This is a genomic window from Pedococcus sp. P3_C7 (assembly GCF_056402615.1).
Genome location: NZ_JBFUHC010000007.1, coordinates 14483 through 34622 on the forward strand (window position 1 = coordinate 14483; position 20140 = coordinate 34622).

23 protein-coding genes are annotated in these 20140 nt (G+C 70.1%); 12 read left to right on the plus strand and 11 right to left on the minus strand.

Annotation, left to right across the window (positions count from 1 at the left end; all coding sequences use genetic code 11):
* Positions 1-51 precede the first annotated feature (51 nt).
* From AC1DS4_RS10645 to AC1DS4_RS10655, 3 genes are all read right to left on the minus strand, one after another.
* A complete protein-coding gene (locus tag AC1DS4_RS10645; protein ID WP_477614028.1) occupies positions 52-444 on the minus strand; it encodes a hypothetical protein in 393 nt (130 codons plus the stop codon).
* 119 nt (positions 445-563) lie between these two features.
* On the minus strand, positions 564-1679 hold the full coding sequence (locus AC1DS4_RS10650; RefSeq protein WP_477632779.1) for a CaiB/BaiF CoA transferase family protein: 1116 nt from the start codon (positions 1677-1679) through the stop codon (positions 564-566).
* 90 nt (positions 1680-1769) lie between these two features.
* Complete coding sequence (locus tag AC1DS4_RS10655) at positions 1770-1958, minus strand: BldC family transcriptional regulator (RefSeq protein ID WP_179421480.1); 189 nt, start codon at positions 1956-1958, stop codon at positions 1770-1772.
* Positions 1959-2158: 200 nt separating this feature from the next.
* Between AC1DS4_RS10655 and AC1DS4_RS10660 the strand changes: the two genes are divergently transcribed.
* From AC1DS4_RS10660 to AC1DS4_RS10675, 4 genes are all read left to right on the plus strand, one after another.
* On the plus strand, positions 2159-3265 hold the full coding sequence (locus AC1DS4_RS10660; protein WP_477632780.1) for a Glu/Leu/Phe/Val dehydrogenase dimerization domain-containing protein: 1107 nt from the start codon (positions 2159-2161) through the stop codon (positions 3263-3265).
* A 172-nt stretch (positions 3266-3437) separates the two neighbouring features.
* Positions 3438-3635 carry a DUF3073 domain-containing protein gene (locus AC1DS4_RS10665; protein WP_140739237.1) on the plus strand — a complete coding sequence of 66 codons (198 nt, stop codon included), beginning with the start codon at positions 3438-3440 and terminating at the stop codon, positions 3633-3635.
* Between the two features lie 137 nt (positions 3636-3772).
* Entirely contained in the window at positions 3773-5263 is a 1491-nt protein-coding gene (locus tag AC1DS4_RS10670; RefSeq protein ID WP_477632781.1) for a purine-cytosine permease family protein, read from the plus strand.
* Positions 5260-5808: a cysteine hydrolase family protein gene (locus AC1DS4_RS10675; RefSeq protein WP_477632782.1), complete on the plus strand. Its 549-nt coding sequence runs from the start codon at positions 5260-5262 to the stop codon at positions 5806-5808. Before AC1DS4_RS10670 ends, AC1DS4_RS10675 begins: the two co-directional genes overlap by 4 nt.
* Here the strand turns inward: AC1DS4_RS10675 and AC1DS4_RS10680 are convergent.
* The 5 genes from AC1DS4_RS10680 to purM all read right to left on the minus strand — a co-directional run bounded on the left by AC1DS4_RS10680 (position 5805) and on the right by purM (position 9000).
* On the minus strand, positions 5805-6308 hold the full coding sequence (locus tag AC1DS4_RS10680) for a hypothetical protein (RefSeq protein WP_477614033.1): 504 nt from the start codon (positions 6306-6308) through the stop codon (positions 5805-5807). The genes AC1DS4_RS10675 and AC1DS4_RS10680 overlap by 4 nt on opposite strands.
* Positions 6309-6327: 19 nt before the next feature.
* Complete coding sequence (locus AC1DS4_RS10685; RefSeq protein ID WP_477624474.1) at positions 6328-6822, minus strand: hypothetical protein; 495 nt, start codon at positions 6820-6822, stop codon at positions 6328-6330.
* Positions 6823-6917: 95 nt separating this feature from the next.
* Positions 6918-7409, minus strand: coding sequence for a hypothetical protein (locus tag AC1DS4_RS10690; RefSeq protein WP_477624475.1), 492 nt, complete (start codon positions 7407-7409; stop codon positions 6918-6920).
* A 72-nt stretch (positions 7410-7481) separates the two neighbouring features.
* The gene (locus AC1DS4_RS10695; protein WP_477614036.1) at positions 7482-7835 is read right to left on the minus strand and encodes a hypothetical protein; all 354 of its coding nucleotides are present in this window, start codon (positions 7833-7835) and stop codon (positions 7482-7484) included.
* A 49-nt stretch (positions 7836-7884) separates the two neighbouring features.
* Positions 7885-9000, minus strand: a complete 1116-nt coding sequence (purM, locus tag AC1DS4_RS10700; RefSeq protein ID WP_477632783.1) for a phosphoribosylformylglycinamidine cyclo-ligase — start codon at positions 8998-9000, stop codon at positions 7885-7887.
* Between the two features lie 99 nt (positions 9001-9099).
* Between purM and AC1DS4_RS10705 the strand changes: the two genes are divergently transcribed.
* Positions 9100-9969, plus strand: coding sequence for a hypothetical protein (locus AC1DS4_RS10705; protein ID WP_477632784.1), 870 nt, complete (start codon positions 9100-9102; stop codon positions 9967-9969).
* Positions 9970-10166: 197 nt separating this feature from the next.
* Here AC1DS4_RS10705 and purF read toward each other — a convergent pair whose 3' ends face one another.
* Together purF and AC1DS4_RS10715 are read right to left on the minus strand one after the other, a co-directional pair.
* Entirely contained in the window at positions 10167-11729 is a 1563-nt protein-coding gene (purF, locus tag AC1DS4_RS10710; protein ID WP_477614039.1) for an amidophosphoribosyltransferase, read from the minus strand.
* A gap of 43 nt (positions 11730-11772) precedes the next feature.
* Positions 11773-11997 (minus strand): hypothetical protein, encoded by a 225-nt coding sequence (locus AC1DS4_RS10715; protein WP_477614040.1) that lies wholly within the window; start codon positions 11995-11997, stop codon positions 11773-11775.
* 79 nt (positions 11998-12076) lie between these two features.
* Here AC1DS4_RS10715 and AC1DS4_RS10720 point away from each other — a divergent pair, with 79 nt between their 5' ends.
* The 4 genes from AC1DS4_RS10720 to AC1DS4_RS10735 all read left to right on the plus strand — a co-directional run bounded on the left by AC1DS4_RS10720 (position 12077) and on the right by AC1DS4_RS10735 (position 15956).
* Complete coding sequence (locus tag AC1DS4_RS10720; protein ID WP_477646034.1) at positions 12077-13708, plus strand: molybdopterin-dependent oxidoreductase; 1632 nt, start codon at positions 12077-12079, stop codon at positions 13706-13708.
* 203 nt (positions 13709-13911) lie between these two features.
* On the plus strand, positions 13912-14547 hold the full coding sequence (locus AC1DS4_RS10725; protein ID WP_477614042.1) for a fasciclin domain-containing protein: 636 nt from the start codon (positions 13912-13914) through the stop codon (positions 14545-14547).
* 24 nt (positions 14548-14571) lie between these two features.
* Positions 14572-15168 carry an ECF RNA polymerase sigma factor SigK gene (sigK, locus tag AC1DS4_RS10730; RefSeq protein ID WP_477614043.1) on the plus strand — a complete coding sequence of 199 codons (597 nt, stop codon included), beginning with the start codon at positions 14572-14574 and terminating at the stop codon, positions 15166-15168.
* The gene (locus tag AC1DS4_RS10735; protein WP_477632785.1) at positions 15165-15956 is read left to right on the plus strand and encodes an anti-sigma factor; all 792 of its coding nucleotides are present in this window, start codon (positions 15165-15167) and stop codon (positions 15954-15956) included. The genes sigK and AC1DS4_RS10735 overlap by 4 nt, the downstream gene beginning before the upstream one ends.
* 6 nt (positions 15957-15962) lie before the next feature.
* Here AC1DS4_RS10735 and AC1DS4_RS10740 read toward each other — a convergent pair whose 3' ends face one another.
* On the minus strand, positions 15963-16826 hold the full coding sequence (locus AC1DS4_RS10740) for an LLM class flavin-dependent oxidoreductase (RefSeq protein ID WP_477632786.1): 864 nt from the start codon (positions 16824-16826) through the stop codon (positions 15963-15965).
* A 69-nt stretch (positions 16827-16895) separates the two neighbouring features.
* Between AC1DS4_RS10740 and AC1DS4_RS10745 the strand changes: the two genes are divergently transcribed.
* From AC1DS4_RS10745 to AC1DS4_RS10755, 3 genes are all read left to right on the plus strand, one after another.
* Positions 16896-17942, plus strand: coding sequence for a zinc-dependent alcohol dehydrogenase family protein (locus tag AC1DS4_RS10745; protein WP_477632787.1), 1047 nt, complete (start codon positions 16896-16898; stop codon positions 17940-17942).
* Positions 17943-17956: 14 nt separating this feature from the next.
* Positions 17957-18760, plus strand: coding sequence for a spermidine synthase (locus AC1DS4_RS10750; protein ID WP_477614047.1), 804 nt, complete (start codon positions 17957-17959; stop codon positions 18758-18760).
* 81 nt (positions 18761-18841) lie between these two features.
* Positions 18842-19876, plus strand: a complete 1035-nt coding sequence (locus AC1DS4_RS10755; RefSeq protein ID WP_477614048.1) for a Gfo/Idh/MocA family protein — start codon at positions 18842-18844, stop codon at positions 19874-19876.
* The last annotated feature ends 264 nt before the right edge of the window (positions 19877-20140 follow it).

The window sequence follows — 20140 nt, forward strand, 5'->3', positions numbered from 1 at the left end:
GGCTGGGTGAGTCGGACGGCGCGGCACCGCAGGGGGAGGTGCCGGCCACCCTTACGCCGACTGGATGCCGGTGTCGACACCCCAGTGCTGGGGTGCGCTGGTGATGTACTGCCCTGTGCGTGCACCGAGGGCCAGCCGACGGCGCACTTCGCGCATCAGCTCGTCGTTGGTGGCCAGCAGTACAGCTTCGGGGTGCTCGATGCCGCCGAGCACGGACAGGCCGCACCCCTCGGCGGATCGCAGCACGATCTCGCGGACGGAGAGGCACAGGGCACGGGACAGCGCCAGCATCTCGTCGGGCTGGGGCCATTCCGGCAGGACCGGGGTGTCGAGGATCCCTTCGAGCGTCCACTCGTCCAGACCACTGCGCGTCGCGAGGGTCGCGCGGCTCCAGCCGAGCACGCGAAGCTGCTCCTGCAGGAAGGTGCCGAGGCTGTTGGTCACGGGGGCTCCAAGGGTGTGAAGAGGTGTGCCCCTGATGGAAGCGCGGATTTCGGCTCCGGAGAACGAACTTTGCCAAGCCTTGACCATTGGGTCGGCTGTTCGGTGGACCGTCAATCCGCCTAACGTTCGGCTAGCCCACGCACGACCTCGTCGGTATGCCGTCCCGGCGGGCCCGCGGGCTGCCCCGCCGTCGTGGGGGTCACCGAGAAGCGCGGGGCCGGGGCCGGCTGGACCGTCCCGGGGGTGCCGGGGACGGCGGCATACGCCTGCCTGGCGTCGAGGTGGGCATCGGAGCGCGCCTCCTGGGCGGTCAGGACCGGCGCCACACAGGCGTCGAGGTCACCGAAGACCGCCACCCATTCCGCAAGGGACCGTGCGGCGAAGCGGTCGGCAACCATCTCCGAGACCCTCGGCCAGGAGGCGAGCTCCATCTGGTCGGCACCCACCGCGGCGCGGTCCAGCCCGAGCCCGGCCAGGAGCCGCTCGTAGAAGATCGGCTCGATCGCGCCCACCGCGACCCAGCGGTCGTCGCTCGTGCGGTAGCAGCGGTAGAACGGCGCTCCCCCGTCGAACAGGTTCGACCCCCTGGCCGCCGGCCACATCCCCGAGCCGAGCATCGACTGGTGCATCGCGGTCATCGCCCCGACGCCGTCGACGATCGCCGCATCGACGACCTGGCCCTGCCCGGACTCGCGCGCGTGCCACAGCGCCGAGACGACCCCGAGTGCCAGCAGCATCCCCCCGCCGCCGAAGTCCCCGAGCAGGTTCAGTGGCGGCACCGGCCGCCCGTCGGGGCCGGCGAAGGCGTCGAGAACGCCCGCCACCGCCAGGTAGGTGATGTCGTGACCGGCCAGGGCGGCATACGGTCCGTCCTGCCCCCACCCCGTCATGCGGCCGTATACGATGCGCGGATTACGTTGCAGCGCAACGTCTGGACCGAAGCCGAGCCGCTCGGCGACACCCGGACGAAATCCCTCGATGAGGATGTCGGACGCAGCGATCAGCCCGAGCACGACAGCCAGACCCTCGTCGGACTTGAGGTCCACGACCACGGACCGCCGCCCCCGCAGCAGCACTCCATGGGTGGCCCTCAGGTCCTCACCTGGCCGGTCGACGCGTACGACGTCCGCACCGAGGTCGGACAGCATCATCGCGGCGAAAGGGCCGGGACCGATCCCGCCGACCTCGACGACCCGGACGCCCGCGAGAGGGCCAGAACGGCGCGCCGAGTCCATGGGACCGAACGTACCGCCAGCACCGCTGTCAGGTGCGCGCCAGGCCCTGCCCCTCGACGCGCGAGTCCGTCAGCGGAGGTCAGTGAACTGTCAGAGGACGTCAGTGAGAAGCGCGCGAACTTCGACTTCGCGGTAGCGGCGATGGCCACCGAGCGTGCGGATGGAGTTGAGCTTCCCCGCCTTGGCCCAACGCGTCACTGTCTTGGGGTCGACCCGGAACAGTGAGGCCACCTCCGCAGGCGTGAGCAACTTCTCGACCTCGGTGGTGCGAGTAACCATGTCTAACTCCTTGTGCAGGGGACGTGGTTCCATAATCGGACAAGCGGGACCCTTTGGGAACATTCCCAACGGGTCATCCGATATGGCCCGTTGGGACTAGTCACCGGACCAACCCGTGAGCGGGATTACGCTGGGTCCAGGCGCGCGATCCGCGCCGACCTCCCCGCCCTGCGCCTCACCGAGCTCAAGGAGTCACCACCGTGACCGCGTCCTCGTCGCCCAGCATCTCGACGCCTGCCACCTCCACGTCCCAGCACGAACAAGTGGTCTTCTGCCACGACAGGGCGACCGGCCTGCGGGCCATCATCGGGATCTACAGCACGGCTCTCGGACCGGCCCTGGGCGGCACGCGGTTCTACCCCTACGCCAGCGAGGACGCGGCACTGGCCGACGTGCTGCGCCTGTCCAAGGGCATGGCCTACAAGAACGCGGTGGCCGGCCTGGACCTCGGCGGCGGCAAGGCGGTCATCATCGGCGACCCGGCGACGGACAAGACCCCCGACCTGCTGCGCGCCTACGGCCGCTTCGTGGAGTCCCTCGGCGGCCGCTACGTCACGGCGTGCGACGTGGGCACCTACGTCGCCGACATGGACATCGTCAGCGAGACCACCCGCTTCGCGACCGGTCGTTCCGAGGCCAACGGCGGCGCCGGCGACTCCTCCGTGCTCACGGCCTTCGGCGTCTTCCAGGGCCAGCGCGCTGCCGCCCAGCACCTGTGGGGCCAGCCGACGCTCAAGGGCCGGACCGTCGGCATCGCCGGGGTCGGCAAGGTCGGCCGCATCCTCGCCGGACACCTCCTGGAGGACGGCGCCACGGTGGTGGTGACCGATGTCAACGAGCAGGCGCTGGCGGCCCTGACGGCGCAGCACCCCGAGATCGAGGTCGTCCCCGACACCGCGACCCTCGTGACCTCCGACATCGACGTCTACGCGCCGTGCGCCCTCGGCGGCGCACTCGACGACACCACGGTCGAGAACCTGAAGGCCACCGTCGTCTGTGGCGGCGCGAACAACCAGCTCGTGGTGGAGGGTGAGGGCGGCACGGCCGACCGGCTCCGCGAACGCGGCATCACCTACGCCCCGGACTTCCTCGTCAACGCGGGCGGCGTCATCCAGGTCAGCGACGAGCTGCACGGTTTCGACTTCGAGCGCGCCAAGAAGGGCGCCACGGCGATCTTCGACCACACCCTCGAGGTGCTCGAGACGGCGGATGCGCGCAACATCACCCCTGCCGCGGCCGCCGACCACATCGCCGAGGAGCGGATGGCGGCCAGGCAGGCCGCCGGGATCTGGCTCCCTGCCCGCTGAGCACGCGATCGCCCGGTGAGACGCGGGTCTCGCCACAGAACTTGCATCGCTCATGTAGCGTTGTCCTCACGACAAATACACGATTCCCGGGACCGCTCCGTCGAGCCGAGGCGCCGACATGGTGACTCGACAAGGCGATGCCGTCCCGGCAGACGCATGAGGGGGTCACGCCATGGGGCGCGGCCGGGCCAAAGCCAAGCAGACCAAGGTCGCTCGGGAGCTGAAGTACTTCTCTCCCAACACCGACCTGACGGCGCTTGAGCGAGAACTGCACGGGTCTTCCTACGCGGAGCCGGAACCTGTTTCCGACAGCTCTGTGGGCGAGGACGAGTACGACGAATACGGAAAGTGGGCCTCGGGTCAGCAATGACCCGACGTCCTGACTGACCTCCACCTCATGCGCGGGCCCTCGGGCTCGTGTGTCACCTCCGCCGCGCCGCGGCGTGCGGCCATGTCCGTGTGCCGTGGCGCAGCGGTTTGTGCTCGGGTGAGCACTACGCTCGCGTCATGAGCACTGACACGCGCGCTGAGACCCAGCGCCTTGGGGTGGAGACCACCGGGATCGAGATCATCGACGAGGCCGCTCGCACGGCCCGTCCGAAGGACCTCTTCTGGCCGTGGTTCGCGGCCAACGTCTCGGTCTTCGGGATCAGCTACGCCGGCTTCGTGCTGGGCTTCAAGATCTCGTTCTGGCAGGCCGTGCTGGTCACCGTCGTCGGCGTCGTCGTGTCGTTCCTGCTGTGCGGACTGATCGCGATCGCCGGCAAGCGTGGCTCGGCGCCGACCATGATCCTGTCGCGCTCGGCCTTCGGCGTGACCGGCCAGAAGGTGCCCGGGGTCATCTCCTGGCTGACCTCGATCGGGTGGGAGACCTTCCTGGCGATCCTGGCGACACTGGCCACGGCGACGATCTTCAAGCAGCTCGGCTGGGGCGGCGGCACCGGCACCAAGATCGTGGCGTGCGTCGTCGTCGCTACCCTCATCGTGGCGGCGTCGGTGGCCGGCTACCACATCATCATGAAGATGCAGTCGTACCTCACGTGGATCACCGGCATCGCGACGGTCGTCTACATCGCCCTCACGGTCGACGACGTGGACATGTCAGCGGTCAACGCGCTGCCGAGCGGCTCCACCGGCGCCGTGGTCGGGGCCCTGGTCCTGGTCATGACCGGCTTCGGGCTCGGCTGGATCAACATCGCCGCCGACTGGTCGCGCTACCAGCGGCGGGACGCCTCGGGCGCCTCGATCGTGGCCTGGAACACCTTCGGCGGCGCGCTGGCACCGACCGTGCTGGTCATCTACGGGCTGCTGCTGGCGGGCTCCGACGAGAAGCTGCGAGACGGCATCCAGGCAGACCCGATCGGCACCCTCGCCACGATCCTTCCGACGTGGTTCCTGCTGCCCTTCCTCGTGGCCGCGATCCTCGCCCTGGTGAGCGGGGCGGTGCTGGGCATCTACTCGTCCGGCCTGACCCTGCTCTCGCTCGGCGTCCGGATCCCCCGGCCCCGCGCAGCGTTCATCGACGGCGTCATCCTCACGATCGGCACCATCTGGGTGGTCTTCTTCGCCGAAAGCTTCATCAACCCCTTCCAGTCGTTCCTCATCACGCTCGGTGTCCCGCTGGCGGCGTGGGCCGGGATCATGATCTCCGACCTCGTCCTGCGCAAGCGCGACTACGACGACGACGCCCTCTTCGACCCGCGCGGCCGCTACGGCACCTGGGACTGGACCTCGATCGGCACCATGGTCGTCGCGACCGTGCTCGGCTGGGGCCTGGTCGTCAACAGCTTCGCCGGCGACGCGTCGTGGAACAACTGGCAGGGCTACCTGCTCGAGCCCCTCGGGCTGGGGAAGTTCGTCGACGACCCGGCCGGTCCCTACTGGGAGGGCAACTGGCCCTACGCCAACCTCGGGGTCCTGCTGGCGCTGGTGCTCTCCTTCGTGGTCACGCTGGTCCTGCGTCGCGGCACCGTCCGCCGCCAGGAGGCCGGCACGTGAGTGGTCGCCCCTGGTTCGTGGCGATCGACCTGCAACGTGTCTTCGGTGACCCGGCCAGCGCCTGGCGTGCTCCCCGGTATGCCGCGGCCGCGGCCAACGTCGTACGCCTCGCCACGGCCTTCGGTGACCGCACGGTCTTCACCCGGTTCGTCGCGCCGGCCGAGCCCGCCGGTGCCTGGGCGCGCTACTACGAGGAGTTCGCGTGGGCACTTCAGCCCGCGGACGACCCGTTGTACGAGCTGACCGACGACGTGGCCGCCCACGCGACCACGACCGTCGTCGCCACGACGTTCGGCAAGTGGACCCCCGACCTGCGAGCCGTGGTGGGCGAACAGCCGTCCCTGTTCGTGGCCGGCGTGGCGACGGACTGCTGCGTGGTGTCGACGGTGCTGGCCGCAGCCGATGCCGGGGCGACCGTCACCGTGGTGACCGACGCCTGCGCGGGGTCGACCGATGACAACCACCAGAAGGCCCTCGACGTGATGTCGCTCTACGCGCCATTGGTGTCACTCGCGACGACGGCCGAGGTGTTGGCCCAGGCCTAGAAGCCTCCCCCGCCAACCCAGGGCGACACGACCATGGCGTGCCCGTAGGCCAGCGCCTGGGCCTCGGCCACCGCCGCATCGGTGCTGGTCGACTGCGAGTCGCCACCGTGGTCCACGCCCACATCGGTGGGCGCGGGATCGACGCCGTCCCACGCGGCATACCCGGCGAAGAGGCCGAAGGCGGCCTCGGCGTGGATGACCGCCTGGGCGAGCACCCGCAGCACCGACGGGTCGCAGGCGTCGAGGAAGCCCCGCGGGTTGCGGCGCTCGCCGATGCTGATCAGCCGGGCGATCGCAGCCGTGTCGCCGGGACCGAGCCGTTGGCCGGCCACCAACCCGTCCTGGACTGCCGTCAGGACGCGGCCCCGAACGTCCTGGCCGAGGTCGTCGAGCGCTTCGTGGTGAGCGGCTTGGAGTGCGTCCAGCGGCCCGGTGCGGAGCAGGAAGCGGTACTGCCGGACGATCTGGTCCTCCGGCGCACGGTCAGCGATGGTCCCCATGCCTCATGCCAGGCCGCAGTCAGGCGCCTTGGTGGGCACCTTCGGGAGCCAGCCCGGGCGCCGTTCTCCGCGCTGCTCGCGACGCTGCCTTCAGCGACGACCGGGTGAGCGCCTCGCGGACGTCGCCGTCCTGGCCGTCCCAGTCCTCGTGGCCCTCGAGCAGCGGGACTGCCGCCGACCTGGTGATGACCAGGTGGGCGAGCCGTGCGAGCGCCGCCTCGTTCAGGGCGGACACGATGATCCCGGGTGTCCGCAGCTCGCCGACCGTGACGAGGTGGGCGATCCCGGCGATGTCGTCCACCGTGAGCTCCCGCCCGCTGAGCAGGCGATCCTGCGCGGTGCGCAGGACGTGGGCACGGTTCAGGACGTCGAGGGCAGCGATCGACTCGCGATGGAGGGCTTCCAGTTGCTCGAGGTGGGCCGTGCGGAGCACGTAGCGGTACTGACGGACCTCCGGACGCTCGACGGGGGCCGGAGGCTCGACCTGCCGCCGCTTGAACAGGGTCATGCTCACTCCACCGACGGTAGGCAGCCGCCATGCAAAGGGGCTCACCCAGAATGCGTTTTCGGACTCCACCAGATGGGGGATCCCATGACCTCCGTTGGATCTCAGTGGCCGCCGAACGCGGTGTCCGGAGAGCTGGGCCCGCCCGCGAAGTTGCGGTAGAGCACATGTCCCATCAACGCGTCGTGCCACTGCTCGCCGAAGCCGCCGTCGACCCACTCACCCTCTTCGGTGAGCTCGGGCTCGGCCCCGTCCCACGCGGCATACCCGCCGAAGCGGCCGAACATGGCCTCGGCCACGATGACGCCCTCGGCCACCTCCAGCAGCACGCTGGGAAGACAGGAACGCAGGAACTCACCCGGGCGCCGGCGCTCGCCCAGGGTCACCAGGTGGGCGATGGGGCGGACGTCATCCGGCCGCAGGCGCAGCCCGGCCACCAGCCCGTCCTGCACGGCCCACAGGACCATCGCCCGGCGAGCCCGGGCCATGGCCGCCAGCACCTCCACGTGGGCCTCTTCGAGCGCGTCGAGCGGGGCGGTGCGCAGGAGGAAGCGGTACTGGCGTACCGCCTGGTCCTCGTGCTGTGGCGCCCACACAGCCCGACGGTAACCCCGCCGCCGTCACGGGCGGAAGCCGCTGAGTGACGGCTTCGGTGGGCCCGTGCGTGCTCAGACCGGTGCGAACCCGACCACGATCGCGAAGAGGGCCGCACCCGCCGCCACGCCCACCAGTCCCGCCGCCAGTCCGGCCAGCCAGCGGGGGGTCAGGCCGTCAGGCGCCCCCGCAAGGGTCCAGCCCCCACCGCCGGCCACGGCCAGGCACAACGCCATCGACGCGCCGGTCACCACCCAGAGGTCGGTGCCCGACGTCGGATCCGACGGAGCGTGGCCGAGGACGTCGAGTGCTGTGGACACGGCGCCCAACATGACCGTCAGCACCAGTCCGGCCGCCCCGATGGCGAGCGCGCCGACCCACCCGACCGCGAGGGACCAGGCCAAGGTGCTTCTCGAGCGGGTGCTCATGCCGCTCAGTGTTGTCGGCGAAGGGCGCCCACCGCATGGGGTCGGGTACTCAGCCCGCGGGATGGTCCCCGACGAGCTGGACTGCGCCGCCCTCGACGCCCTTGGCGCCGCGCACCACCTCATGGCCGTCGTCCGTGGGTGCGTCCTCGGCACCCGTCACCTCACCGATCGCCCAGGCCGGTATGCCGCGTACCTCGAGGAACCGGGTTGCGGCGTCGACCTGGTCGGCCGGGAGCATCGCCACGAAGCCGACGCCCATGTTGAGGGTGCGCTCGAGGTCGGCTCGGGGAACCTGGCCGAGGCCGCCGACCGTCGAGAACACCGCCGGCGGGGTCCAGGTGGAGCGGTCGAGTCGGGCGAAGACGGTGGGCGGCAGGACGCGGGCGAGGTTGGCCACCAGCCCACCACCGGTCACGTGCGACAGCGCATGCAGGTCGACGCCGTCCGTGCGGATCAGGTCCAGCAGGTCGGCGGAGTACACGCGGGTCGGGGTGAGCAGCTCCTCGCCCAGGGTCTGGCCGAACTCCTCGACCTGGCGGTCGAGCTGCCAGCCCGCGGCGCCAATCACCTTGCGCACCAACGAGTATCCGTTCGAGTGCAGACCACTCGACCCGAGCGCCAGGACCACATCGCCAGGCACGACGCGGTCGGGACCCAGCACCTCGGCGTACTCCACGACGCCTGTCGCGGCACCTGCCACGTCGTACTCGTCGGGCCGCAGCAGCCCGGGGTGCTCGGCGGTCTCGCCGCCCACGAGCGCGACCCTGGCCTGCTCGCACGCAGCGGCGATGCCGGACACGATGGCCGCGATCCGCTCGGGGACCACCTTGCCCGTGGCGATGTAGTCGGTCATGAACAACGGCTCTGCGCCGCACACGACGATGTCGTCGACGACCATGCCCACGAGGTCGAACCCGATGGTGTCGTGCTTGTCGAGCGCCTGGGCGATCGCGACCTTCGTGCCGACCCCGTCGGTGCTGGTCGCCAGGACCGGGTGGCTCATCCGCGCGATCGCCGTGGCGTCGAACAGGCCGGCGAAACCGCCCAGACCCCCCAGGACCTCGGGACGCGTCGCCCGGCGGACCGAAGCCTTCATGAGCTCTACGGCCTTGTCACCGGCCTCGACGTCGACACCGGCGGAGGCATAGGTGATCGGCTCGCTCACGCGCCCACCCTAGACCGGTACGAATGACTGAGCCGAGGCGGTCCGGGCGGCGGGATCCTGCTCGGGCAGGGACCGTTTCGTCAGGGAGGGGAATCTGCCATGTCCACGAGCTACCAGTTCGACCTGTTGCGCACCTACCGGTTCCTACGGCTGGCCATGGTGTTGCTAGTCCTGGTCATCTTCATCTCGGTCGTGGGCCACATCTGGTCCACCGACACCATGCTCCAGTCCATCAGCGCGTCCTACTACACGCCGGTGCGGGCGGTCTTCGTCGCCGGGCTGTGCGCCATCGGGACCTGCCTCATCGTCTACCAGGGGAGCAGCGAGCTCGAGGACGTGCTGCTCAACGGGTCGGGCTTCTTCGCCTTCATCGTGGCGTTCGTGCCCACCCGTCCGGAGGAGAAGTGCGTGTCCTCGGCGATTGCTCCCGACGTGCGCGAGGCGATCTCCAACAACGTCGGGTCGCTGTTCATCGTCGCGGTGCTGGCGTTCGCCGTCGTCATGGGAATCCAGCTCTTCGCCACGCCTGAGGACGAGCGCGAGCTGTCGAAGGGCGTCGGGGTGGCGATCGGCCTGTCGGTGCTGGCCTTCGTCGGGCTGGTCGCCTTCTACCTGTTCAACCGGGGAGCGTTCATGTGCCACGGCCACGACACGGCGGCCATCCTGCTCTTCCTCGGCATCGTCGCCGTGGTCTTCGTGAATGCGCGCGGGCTGGCCCGCGAGCAGGCTCGCGAGGACCACCGTCCGGTGCGCGACCATTTCTGGAACCGCTACTTCTGGGGCTTCGTGCTGATGGTGGCCTCGATCGTCGTGATCGCCGTGACCGGTCCCTGGCTGGGGTGGCTGGACCACTGGGTGTTCTGGCTCGAGGCGGCCCTGATCGGCCAGTTCGCGACGTTCTGGTTGACCCAGACGATCGACCTGTGGCGCGAGCCCCGGCGCCAGGACGCCCCCGTCGCCGGCGCCTGACCCTCTTCCCTTGGCCGACTTGTTGCGACCTGGTGGTCACCCAGCGGCGATTTCGGGGTCCCGTGACGACCTGCGCGCAACAAGTCGCGGCGCATGCCGACTTGTTGCGATCTGGTGGTCACTCAGCCGCGTTTTCGCGGTCCCGTGACGATCTGCGCGCAACACGTCGCGGCAGATCGACCCGGGGAGAGGGCGGGTCAGGGTCGGGTGAGGGCGTCTGCTGCGCCGCCGGGCACTCCGAGCGAGACACCGTCGACGTCGACCCCGCCCACGCCCTCGACGTCGATCGGCAGCGTCTCGAAGAGGTTCTTGCCGAGCCGGCTCGCGTCGGGGAGCTCCAGCGGGTAGGTCCCGGTGAAGCAGGCGGTGCAGAGCTGGTTGCCGGGCTGCTCGGTGGCGGCGATCATGCCTTCCTCCGAGATGTAGCCCAGGGAGTCGGCACCGATGGAGGTGCAGACCTCCTCGACCCCGATGCCGGTGGCGATCAGCTCGGCCCGCGTCGCGAAGTCGATGCCGTAGAAGCAGGGCCAGCGCACCGGCGGCGACGAGATGCGCACGTGCACCTCGGCGGCCCCCGCCTCGCGGAGCATCCGCACCAGCGCCCGCTGGGTGTTGCCGCGCACGATCGAGTCGTCGACCACGACGAGTCGCTTGCCCTTGATGACCTCGCGGAGCGGGTTGAGCTTGAGCCGGATGCCGAGCTGACGGATCGTCTGCGAGGGGGCGATGAAGGTGCGGCCGACGTAGGAGTTCTTCACCAACCCCTGGCCGTAGGGGATGCCGGACTCCTGGGCATAGCCGATCGCGGCGGGCGTGCCCGACTCGGGCGTCGGCATCACGAGGTCGGCCTCGACCGGGTGCTCGCGGGCCAGGGTGCGTCCCATCTCGACCCGCGACTCGTGGACCCCCCGGCCGTTGATGGTGGTGTCGGGGCGAGCGAGGTAGACGTACTCGAAGACGCAGCCCTTGCGGTCGGTCTCGGCGAACCGCTGGGAACGCAGGCCGTCCTCGTCGATGATGAGGAGCTCGCCCGGCTCGACCTCACGGATCAGCGAGGCACCGACGATGTCCAACGCTGCGGTCTCCGACGCCACCACCCAGCCGCGCTCGAGGCGACCGAGTACCAGCGGGCGGATCCCCTGGGGGTCGCGCGCGGCATACAAGGTGTGCTCGTCCATGAAGACGAAGCAGAAGGCGCCGCGCAGCTTGGGCAGCAGGTCCAGCGCCGCGGCCTCGAGCGAGCGGTCGGGGTCGTCAGCCAGCAGCGCCGTGACGAGCGCCGTGTCGGTGGTGTTGCCGCGCACCAGCTCGCCACCACCGGTGCCGTAGCCCTCGGCGCGGCGGTCCGCCACCAGCTCGCGCAGCTCGGCGGAGTTGATGAGGTTGCCGTTGTGGGCCAGGGCCACCGTGGACTCGGCGTGCCCGCCGAGGGTCGGCTGGGCGTTCTCCCACGTCGAGCCGCCGGTCGTGGAGTAGCGGCAGTGACCCACGGCCAGGTGCCCGCGCAGCGACGCGAGCGACCGTTCGTCGAAGACCTGGGAGACCAGGCCCATGTCCTTGTAGACCAGGATCGAGCGCCCGTCGGAGGTGGCGATGCCTGCCGACTCCTGCCCACGGTGCTGCAGGGCGTAGAGCCCGTAGTAGGTCAGCTTGGCGACGTCCTCGCCGGGAGCCCAGACGCCGAAGACCCCGCAGGCGTCCTGCGGGCCCTTCTCGCCGGGAAGCAGATCGTGCGAGAGCTGTCCGTCGCCGCGTGCCACGTGGCTCAGTCTCCCACAGGGACGAGCGGCATTGCCCCAGCCGTCATCCGCGCCGGTCCAGCAGCACAGCGATGACTGCGGCCAGGAGCCCGAAGACGCACGCGCCCACGATGCCGAGGAACAGCACCGCGCTCGTCACGCTGTAGTCGTGGCCGTAGGTCGCGGTGTCGTCGCTGAGGTAGGCCACGGCCGAGCCCGCGACGAAGCCGAGGATGACGCCCGTCGAGATGAACGCGACGAAGTTGGGGTATCGGCGGGTCGGTGGCACGTGCTCACGCTACCCGCGACGCACCCGGACGCCTCGCCCAGGGACCCATCCGCAGGAGAGGCGAGTACGAATAGCACTTATGGAACACATCGCAAGGTCACCCGGCACCCGGAGCCAAAGCCTCAGGTATGCCGTGAGCGGCGTCCTCGCGGCCGCCGCCGGGATGGCGGTGGGTCACCTTGTGGCGGCGTTCGTCAACCCCTCGGCCTCACCCGTGCTTGCCGTCGGTTCGACGGTCATCGACGCCACCCCGACACCGGTCAAGGAGTGGGCGGTCCGGAACTTCGGCACGGCCGACAAGCCGGTGCTGCTCGGCAGCGTCACCCTCGTCGTCGTCATCGCCGCCGCGCTGATCGGCCTGGTGTCGCGCACCAAGCCGAGCCTGGCCAACGTCCTCGTGGTCGCTCTCGCCATGCTCGCCGGTCTGGCCGCCTGGTTCCGTCCGGCCTCCGCACCGTTCGACATCGTGCCCGCCCTCGTGACGGCCGCCGTCGGAGTGGCGACCCTCACCGGCCTGCGCGCGCTGATCCCCAACCTGCCCACCCCCGGTGCGGTCACGACCGCCAAGGGGACGCCCGACAAGGGGACGGCCGACAGGGTGACGCCCGAGTCGCCGCTGGACCACACGGCATACGCAAAGGGGGCGGAGGGCGCGCCCGCCCGCCGCAACTTCCTCATCGGTGCCGCCGGGGTCACGGTCGGCGCCGCGGCGCTCGGCGCCCTGGGCCAGAAGTTGGCGGCCCCCGCGAGCCTGCCGTCCTCGGTCACCCTCCCCACGCCGCAGAACTCGCTGCCGGCGCTGCCCACCGGCATCGAGGGCAAGGTCAAGGGCGTCAGCGCATTCAGCACGCCGATCGACCAGTTCTACCGCGTCGACACCGCGCTGGTGATCCCGCGCATCGACATCGACAACTGGGTGCTGGAGATCGACGGCAAGGTCGACAACAAGCTCTCGATCACGTTCGCCGAACTGCTCAAGATGCCGATGGTCGAGAAGGACATCACCCTCAACTGCGTCAGCAACGAGGTGGGCGGCCCCTACATCTCCTCCACCCGCTGGCTGGGTGTGCGCGTCCGTGACCTGCTCGAACGGGCCGGCGTGCAGGACGGCGTCGACCAGATCCTCAGCGAGTCCACCGACGGCATGACGATCTCGACGCCGATCGAGGCGCTGACCGACGACCGCGACGCCCTGATCGCCGTCGCGATGAACGGTCAGCCGCTGCCTGCCCGCCACGGGTTCCCCGCGCGGATGGTCACCCCCGGCCTCTACGGGTTCGTGGGCGCCACCAAGTGGCTCACCAAGCTCACTGCGACGACGTATGCGGCGGAGAAGGCCTACTGGACCAAGCGCGACTGGGCGATCGACGGCACCGTGAAGACCCAGGCGCGGATCGACACCCCCGCCGGGCTCGCCACCTACAAGCCCGGCAAGGTCGCCATCGGTGGTGTCGCCTGGGCGCAGCTCCGTGGCATCAAGGAGGTCGAGGTACGCGTCGACAAGGGTCCGTGGCAGAAGGCCACCCTCGGCCCGGACGGCGGCACCGACTACTGGCGTCAGTGGTTCTGGGTGTGGGACGCCACGACGGGCCGGCACGACCTGACGGTGCGCGCGACCGACGGGACCGGCCAGGTGCAGACCGAGAAGCGGGCCGACCCGTTCCCGGGTGGCGCGTCCGGCTGGCACTCGATCGTCGTCCTCATCTCCTGACCCTGCAGACTCTTCCTGCACGTCTGGCCACTGGTGCCCGATGGTCGCGCTCTGAGCGCCCACCATCGGGAACCAGTGGCCAGACGTCGTTGCGCTCGGGCCACGGAAACCCTTGTGCCAGAAAGGTTTCAATGCGACCAATCCACCTGTTGGGCAGGTCCGAATACCGGGTGTCAGACAGTCCACAACAAGGAGCCACCATCATGCGACTCGCACGCCGCAGCACCATTGCTGCCCTCAGCCTCGCCCTTCCGCTCAGCCTCGCTGCCTGTGGGAACTCCGGTTCCGACACCGCGGCCTCCAGCACCTCGTCCATGCCGAGCTCCAGCTCCTCGTCCAGCTCCTCGAGCACGTCCGAGGACATGACGGCCAAGCCGTTCGGTGCTGGTTGCTCCGCGGTTCCCGCGGACGGCAAGGGCTCGTTCTCCGGCATGGCCACTGACCCGGTCGCGACCGCCGCGAGCAACAACCCCGTGCTGTCGACCCTCGTCACCGCGGTGACCGAGGCCGGCCTCGGCGAGACCCTGAACTCGGCCAAGGACATCACCGTCTTCGCTCCGAGCAACGACGCCTTCGCTGCTGTGCCGAAGGCCACGATGGATGCCGCGATGAAGGACCCGAAGGGTCTGCTCACCAAGGTGCTCACCAACCACGTCGTGCCCGGCAAGCTCACCCCGGAGATGCTCGCCGGCGAGCACAAGACCCTCGGCGGCGGCACCATCAAGGTGACCGGCTCCGGTGAGTCGTTCAAGGTCGGCGAGGCGAACGTAATCTGCGGCAACGTGCAGACCGCGAACGCCACCGTCTACATCATCGACGGCGTTCTCCTCCCCGGCTGAGCTGAATCAGCGATGATGGTGTCCATGGCAGCAACCACCCCGGGTCCCGAACCGACCTGGGGAGGTGCTGCCGTGGGCACCGACCTCGCCGGGCTGTTGCGGGCCAGCGCCCTCGGTGACGAGGCAGCCTTCGCCCGCCTGTACGACGCAGTGTCCGCCCGGATCTACGGGTTGGTCCTCCGCGTGGTGCGGGACCCGGCGCAGTCGCAGGAAGTCGCCCAGGAAGCCTTGCTGGACATCTGGCGCACCAGCGCCCGGTTCGACCCCGCGCGGGGCAGCGCGGTGAGCTGGATGCTCACCATCGCGCACCGCAAGGCGGTCGACCGGGTGCGGTCCGCGCAGGCGTCCACCGACCGTGAGGACACCTACGGCTCACGGAACCAGGAACGCAGCTTCGACGAGACCGCCGAGACGGTCGACCGTCGCCTGGACGCCCAACGAGTGCGCAACGCCCTGGACTCGCTCACCGAGACCCAGCGCAGCGCGGTCGAGCTCGCCTACCTCGGTGGCTACACGCACACCGAGGTGGCCTCCCTCCTGGGGGTGCCCCTCGGCACCGCCAAGACCCGAATACGTGACGGACTTATCCGCCTGAGAGACACCATGGGGGTGCAGTCATGAGTGCCGACATCCACGGACTGGTCGGCGCCTATGCAGTCGACGCCATCGACGAGCAGGAGCGCAGCGCTTTCGAGCTGCACCTCGCCGAGTGCCCAGAGTGCCAGGCGGAGGTGGCCTCCCTGCAGGAGGCTGCGACCCAGCTTTCCCTGATGACCGAGACCGCCCCTCCTTCCTCGATGCGTGACTCCGTCCTGGCGGGCATCAAGATGGTCCGCCCGCTCCCCCCTCTCGAGGCGCAGTCCGGTGGCCCAGTCGCCTCTGGGCCCGTTGGCGGATCCTCGCCCGCTGACGCGCCGACCCCGGCTGACTCCAACGTGGTCCAGTTGCGCCCGCGGCGCCGGGTGACCGCCTGGCTCGCCAGTGCGGCCGCAGCTGCCGTGCTCCTCGTCGGCGGAATCGCGTGGAGCCCGTGGGACGACAACTCCAACGGACGCGGCAACGTCAGCGCCACCGAGCAGGTGCTCGAGGCCAAGGACGCCCAGCGCTACGAGAAGGTCATCGGTGGCGCCAAGGCGACCATCGTCCGCAGCGCCTCTCTCGGCAAGGCCGTCATCATTGCCGACCACATGCCGGCTGCGCCCGACGGCAAGGACTTCCAGGTCTGGCTGGACCAGCCCAACCGGGGCATGGTCAGTGCCGGCGTCATGCCCCACGGATCGGCCGACACCGTCACGGTGCTCCTGAGCGGCGATGCCGCAACGGCCACCGGCGCCGGCATCACGATGGAGCCGGCCGGCGGCTCGACCGCACCGACGACCGAACCACTCGCACTGTTCGCATTCTCCTAACCAGGCCTACCTCAGACCGGGCAGCAGGCCGGCGACCTCCGCCAGCACCGACTCGGTGCCGGCGTAGACGCCGTTCGGCCGTGGCCAGTGCGTCACGACGTCGCTGAACCCGAGCTCACCTGCCCGTCCCACCTGGTCGGTGAAGAGCTCGACGCTCTCGAGCGAGAAGCGTGGTGCACCGTCGAGAGAGAGGTACCGGTCGAGTGGGACCTGGCGTGCGGCAGCACCTTCGACATCGTCGAGCTTCGCGCTGAGCTCGGCGATCCCGGCCCACCACTCGTCCAGGGTCTCGCCACCCTTGCCGTAGGTAACCCACCCCTGGCCGTGGGCGGAGGCGAGCCGCAGCGACCGCGGGCCGTTGGCGGCGACGACGAAGGGCACTCGAGGCTGCTGGACCGAACCGGGCAGGGTGCGCGCGTCGACGGTCCGGTAGCTGGTGCCGTCGTGCGACACGTGGTCCTCACGGAACAGTCGGTCCAGCACCTCGACGAACTCGTGGAACCGGTCGACGCGCTCCTTCAGGGGCCGCTCCTCGCCGAGGATCGCCGCATCGAGGTCACCACCCGTTCCCAGGCCACAGATCAGCCGACCGTTCGAGATGTCTTCCAGCGCAAGCAGATCCCGGAGGAAGACATAGGGGTGACGGTAGTTCGGAGAGCTCACGAAGGTTCCCAGCCGGATCGTCGACGTCGCCATCGCAGCGGCCGTCAACGTCGGAAGGGCGCCGAACCACGGCGAGTCCTGGAGCCCCGCCCAGACCAGGTGGTCGTAGGTCCACGCGTGGTCGAAGCCGTACTCCTCGGCGCGCCGCCACAGGGGCTCGGCCTCGGACCAGCGGTGCTCCGGGAGGATGGTGATGCCAAAGCGCATGCAGCGAGGGTATGCCGCGTGGTCACCACGCGGCATACCGACGCCTTGGACCGTGGCAGGCTGGCAACCATGAAGGCCACCATCCTGAACGCGCCCCGCGACATCCGTGTCGAAGACGTCCCCGACCCCCGCATCGCCAAGCCCACCGATGCGCTGGTGCGGGTCACCGCAGCGTGCGTGTGCGGCAGCGACCTGTGGCCGTACCGCGGGATCAACGCGGTCACCGAGCCGACCCGCATCGGCCACGAGTTCGTCGGCATCGTCGAGGAGGTCGGCAGCGACGTCCGCAGCGTGCGGGCGGGAGACTTCGTCATCGCGCCCTTCATGTACTCCGACAACACGTGTCCGCACTGCCGGGTCGGGATCCAGTCACGCTGCGACCACGGCGGCTTCTGGGGTGGTCCCGACCGCGACGGAATCATGGCCGACGGCGGCCAGGGCGAGTACGTCCGCGTCCCGCTCGCCGACGGCACCCTCGTCGCCACGCGAGAGGTACCCGGCGACGACCTGGTGCCGAGCCTGCTCGCCCTGTCGGACGTGATGGGCACTGGCTGGCACGCCGCCGTCGCGGCCCAGGTGCAGGAGGGTGACACCGTCGTGGTCGTCGGTGACGGCGCGGTCGGCCTGAGCGGCGTCCTCGCCGCCGCACGGATGGGCGCCGAACGCATCATCGCGATGTCCCGCCACGAGTCCCGCCAGCGGATGGCACGCGAGTTCGGCGCCACCGACGTGGTCGAGGTCCGCGGCGACGAGGCCGTCGCTGCGGTCAAGGAGCTGACCGACGGGGTGGGCGCGGACGCCGTGCTGGAGTGCGTCGGCACCAACGAGTCGATGTCGACGGCGATCGCTGCCGCGCGGCCCGGGGCGACGGTGGGCTACGTGGGCGTGCCGCACGGGATCGAGTACCCCGTGCGGGACATGTTCGCGCGCAACGTCGGGATCGCCGGCGGGATCGCGCCGGCTCGCCAGTACCTCCCGCAGCTGCGGGACGACGTGCTCTCCGGGGCGATCAACCCCGGGCTGGTCTTCGACCTCGAGGTCCCGCTCTCCGAGGTCGGCGAGGCCTATGCCGCCATGGACGAGCGTCGTGCCGTCAAGTCGCTGATCCGTCCCTGACCCGACCCGACCTGATGCAGGAGTTCCGCTTCGAGGTCGACGAACACGGCGGGAGCACCGTCCTCGTCGACGGCTACCCGCAGTCCTACGTCAGCCTTACCGATCCGGAGCTCCTCGTCTTCGGCTACGTCCAGCACCTGGCCGCGGTGATCGACTCCCTGCCCGACGGTCCGGTGGCGGTGACGCACGTCGGGGGCGCTGCGATGACCTTGCCGCGCTACGTCCACCACACTCGGCCGGGGTCGCCGCAGGTCGTCCTCGAACCCGATGCGGCGCTCACCGAGGAGGTGCGTCGCGAGCTGCCGCTGCCGCGCGGGCACCGCATCCGCGTGCGTCCGCAGCGCGGTCGAGAGGGAGTGGCCGCCCTGAAGGACTCGAGTGCCGACGCGATCGTCGTCGACGCGTATGCCGACAGCCAGGTGCCGGCCGACCTCACCAGCGTGGAGTGGTTCGCCGACGTGGCGAGGGTGCTGCGGCCCGGTGGTGTGCTGGTGATGAACACCGCCGACGAGCCGGACCATCGGCACGTGGCGCGCGTCCACGCCGGCCTCGCGCGCCACCTCCCGCACACGGCCGCCATCGCTCAGGTCGACATCTGGAAACGGCGCCGCTTCGGCAACCTCGTGCTGGTCGGCTCCCGTCAGCCACTGGCGATGGGCTCGATCGTCCGCAGCGTCGCCAAGGGCGCGTTCCCCAGCACCGTGCGCGACGGAGCCGCGCTCAGCCGGGCCCTGGGTTCGGGTCGACCGTTCACCGACGCCGATGCGGCGCCGACTCCTTCACCACCGACCCCTCCCGATGCCTGGCGGATCCGCTGAGCCGTCGCGTTCGTCGCGACCCCCCGTGACACCTGATGGATGCCGAGTGCGCGGTCACCGGACAGGACCGATGATGGGTCGGTGCCCTCCCTGACGCTGCCTCCTCCCCGCACCCCGGATCCGCGTGACGCGCCGACGCTCCGCTGGGGGATCCTCGCGCCTGGCGGCATCGCGCGTTCGTTCGCCAGCGCGCTGCAGGCCCGCACGGGACAACACCTCCAGGCTGTCGCGTCACGGAGCCTGCCGCGCGCGCAGGACTTCGCGGCCGACTTCGGCATCGACACGGCGCACGGGTCCTATGCGGACCTGGTCTCCGACCCGGACGTGGACGTCGTCTACGTCGCCTCACCGCACTCGGAGCACCGCACCCAGGCCTTGCTCGCCACCGGTGCCGGCAAGCCCGTGCTCGTCGAGAAGGCCTTCGCCCGCAATGCCACCGAGGCCCGTGACATCGTCGAGTCCGCCGGCGCCGCAGGCGTTTTCGCCATGGAGGCGATGTGGACCCGGTTCCTCCCCCACGTCGACGTCGTGCGTCGCTGTCTCGAGGACGGGCTGCTCGGTGAGATCCACACCGTGCACGCAGACCACGGACAGGCGCTGTATCCCGACGGTCCGCAACGACTGGCCGACCCTGCCCTCGCCGGCGGAGCCCTGCTCGACCTGGGGATCTATCCGGTGTCGTTCGCCCACTTCGTCCTCGGCGACTTCGTCGACGTGACTGCGACCGGGGTGCTCACGGACACCGGCGTCGACGCGCAGGCCGCCATCGGCGTCACGAGCGGCAGCGGGGCGATGGGTGTCCTCGGCACGACGATGGCGACCAGGACCCCGACGGTGGCAGCCGTCTGCGGCACTGAGGCGCGCCTCGAGATCAGCGGCCCGTTCTACGCGCCCAGCGCCGTCGTTCGGCTCGTGGCCAACGACGGCACCGAGCTCGACCGCTACGTCAACGAGGACACCGAGCACGGGCTGCACTTCGAGGCTGTCGAGGTGGCGCGCCGGGTCACGGGGGGCGAGGTGGAGTCACCTCTCATGCCGCACGCCGAGACCCTGCGGATCATGGACGCCCTGGACGACATACGGGCCCAGGTCGGGGTGCGCTACCCGGGCGAGTGAAGCCCGCGTCCACGAAGGCGACGTGTTGCCGCCTCGTGGTCACCGGAGCTGCGATTCGGGGTCCGGTGACGATCTGCGCGCAACAGGTCGCCACACCATCGGACTTGTTGCCGCCTCGTGGTCACTGGACCCCCAATTCGGGGTTCGGTGACGATCCGCGCGCAACAAGTCGCGGAGCTCCGGCGGGAAACTGCGTTCGGCGGCGGTGCGGTGGGTCGCCCTGACACCATGCATCAGTGGGGACTGGACCAGGGGCGAGAATGG

Excerpts from the sequence above, each read along its gene's own strand:
- AC1DS4_RS10650 (WP_477632779.1), bottom strand. The coding sequence starts at position 1,679 with ATGGACTCGGCGCGCCGTTCTGGCCCTCTCGCGGGCGTCCGGGTCGTC.
- AC1DS4_RS10670 (WP_477632781.1), top strand. The coding sequence starts at position 3,773 with ATGAGCACTGACACGCGCGCTGAGACCCAGCGCCTTGGGGTGGAGACC.
- AC1DS4_RS10680 (WP_477614033.1), bottom strand. The coding sequence starts at position 6,308 with ATGGGGACCATCGCTGACCGTGCGCCGGAGGACCAGATCGTCCGGCAG.
- AC1DS4_RS10735 (WP_477632785.1), top strand. The coding sequence starts at position 15,165 with ATGAGTGCCGACATCCACGGACTGGTCGGCGCCTATGCAGTCGACGCC.
- AC1DS4_RS10705 (WP_477632784.1), top strand. The coding sequence starts at position 9,100 with ATGTCCACGAGCTACCAGTTCGACCTGTTGCGCACCTACCGGTTCCTA.
- AC1DS4_RS10740 (WP_477632786.1), bottom strand. The coding sequence starts at position 16,826 with ATGCGCTTTGGCATCACCATCCTCCCGGAGCACCGCTGGTCCGAGGCC.
- AC1DS4_RS10655 (WP_179421480.1), bottom strand. The coding sequence starts at position 1,958 with ATGGTTACTCGCACCACCGAGGTCGAGAAGTTGCTCACGCCTGCGGAG.
- AC1DS4_RS10695 (WP_477614036.1), bottom strand. The coding sequence starts at position 7,835 with ATGAGCACCCGCTCGAGAAGCACCTTGGCCTGGTCCCTCGCGGTCGGG.
- AC1DS4_RS10745 (WP_477632787.1), top strand. The coding sequence starts at position 16,896 with ATGAAGGCCACCATCCTGAACGCGCCCCGCGACATCCGTGTCGAAGAC.
- AC1DS4_RS10750 (WP_477614047.1), top strand. The coding sequence starts at position 17,957 with ATGCAGGAGTTCCGCTTCGAGGTCGACGAACACGGCGGGAGCACCGTC.
- AC1DS4_RS10665 (WP_140739237.1), top strand. The coding sequence starts at position 3,438 with ATGGGGCGCGGCCGGGCCAAAGCCAAGCAGACCAAGGTCGCTCGGGAG.
- AC1DS4_RS10720 (WP_477646034.1), top strand. The coding sequence starts at position 12,077 with ATGGAACACATCGCAAGGTCACCCGGCACCCGGAGCCAAAGCCTCAGG.
- AC1DS4_RS10725 (WP_477614042.1), top strand. The coding sequence starts at position 13,912 with ATGCGACTCGCACGCCGCAGCACCATTGCTGCCCTCAGCCTCGCCCTT.
- sigK (WP_477614043.1), top strand. The coding sequence starts at position 14,572 with ATGGCAGCAACCACCCCGGGTCCCGAACCGACCTGGGGAGGTGCTGCC.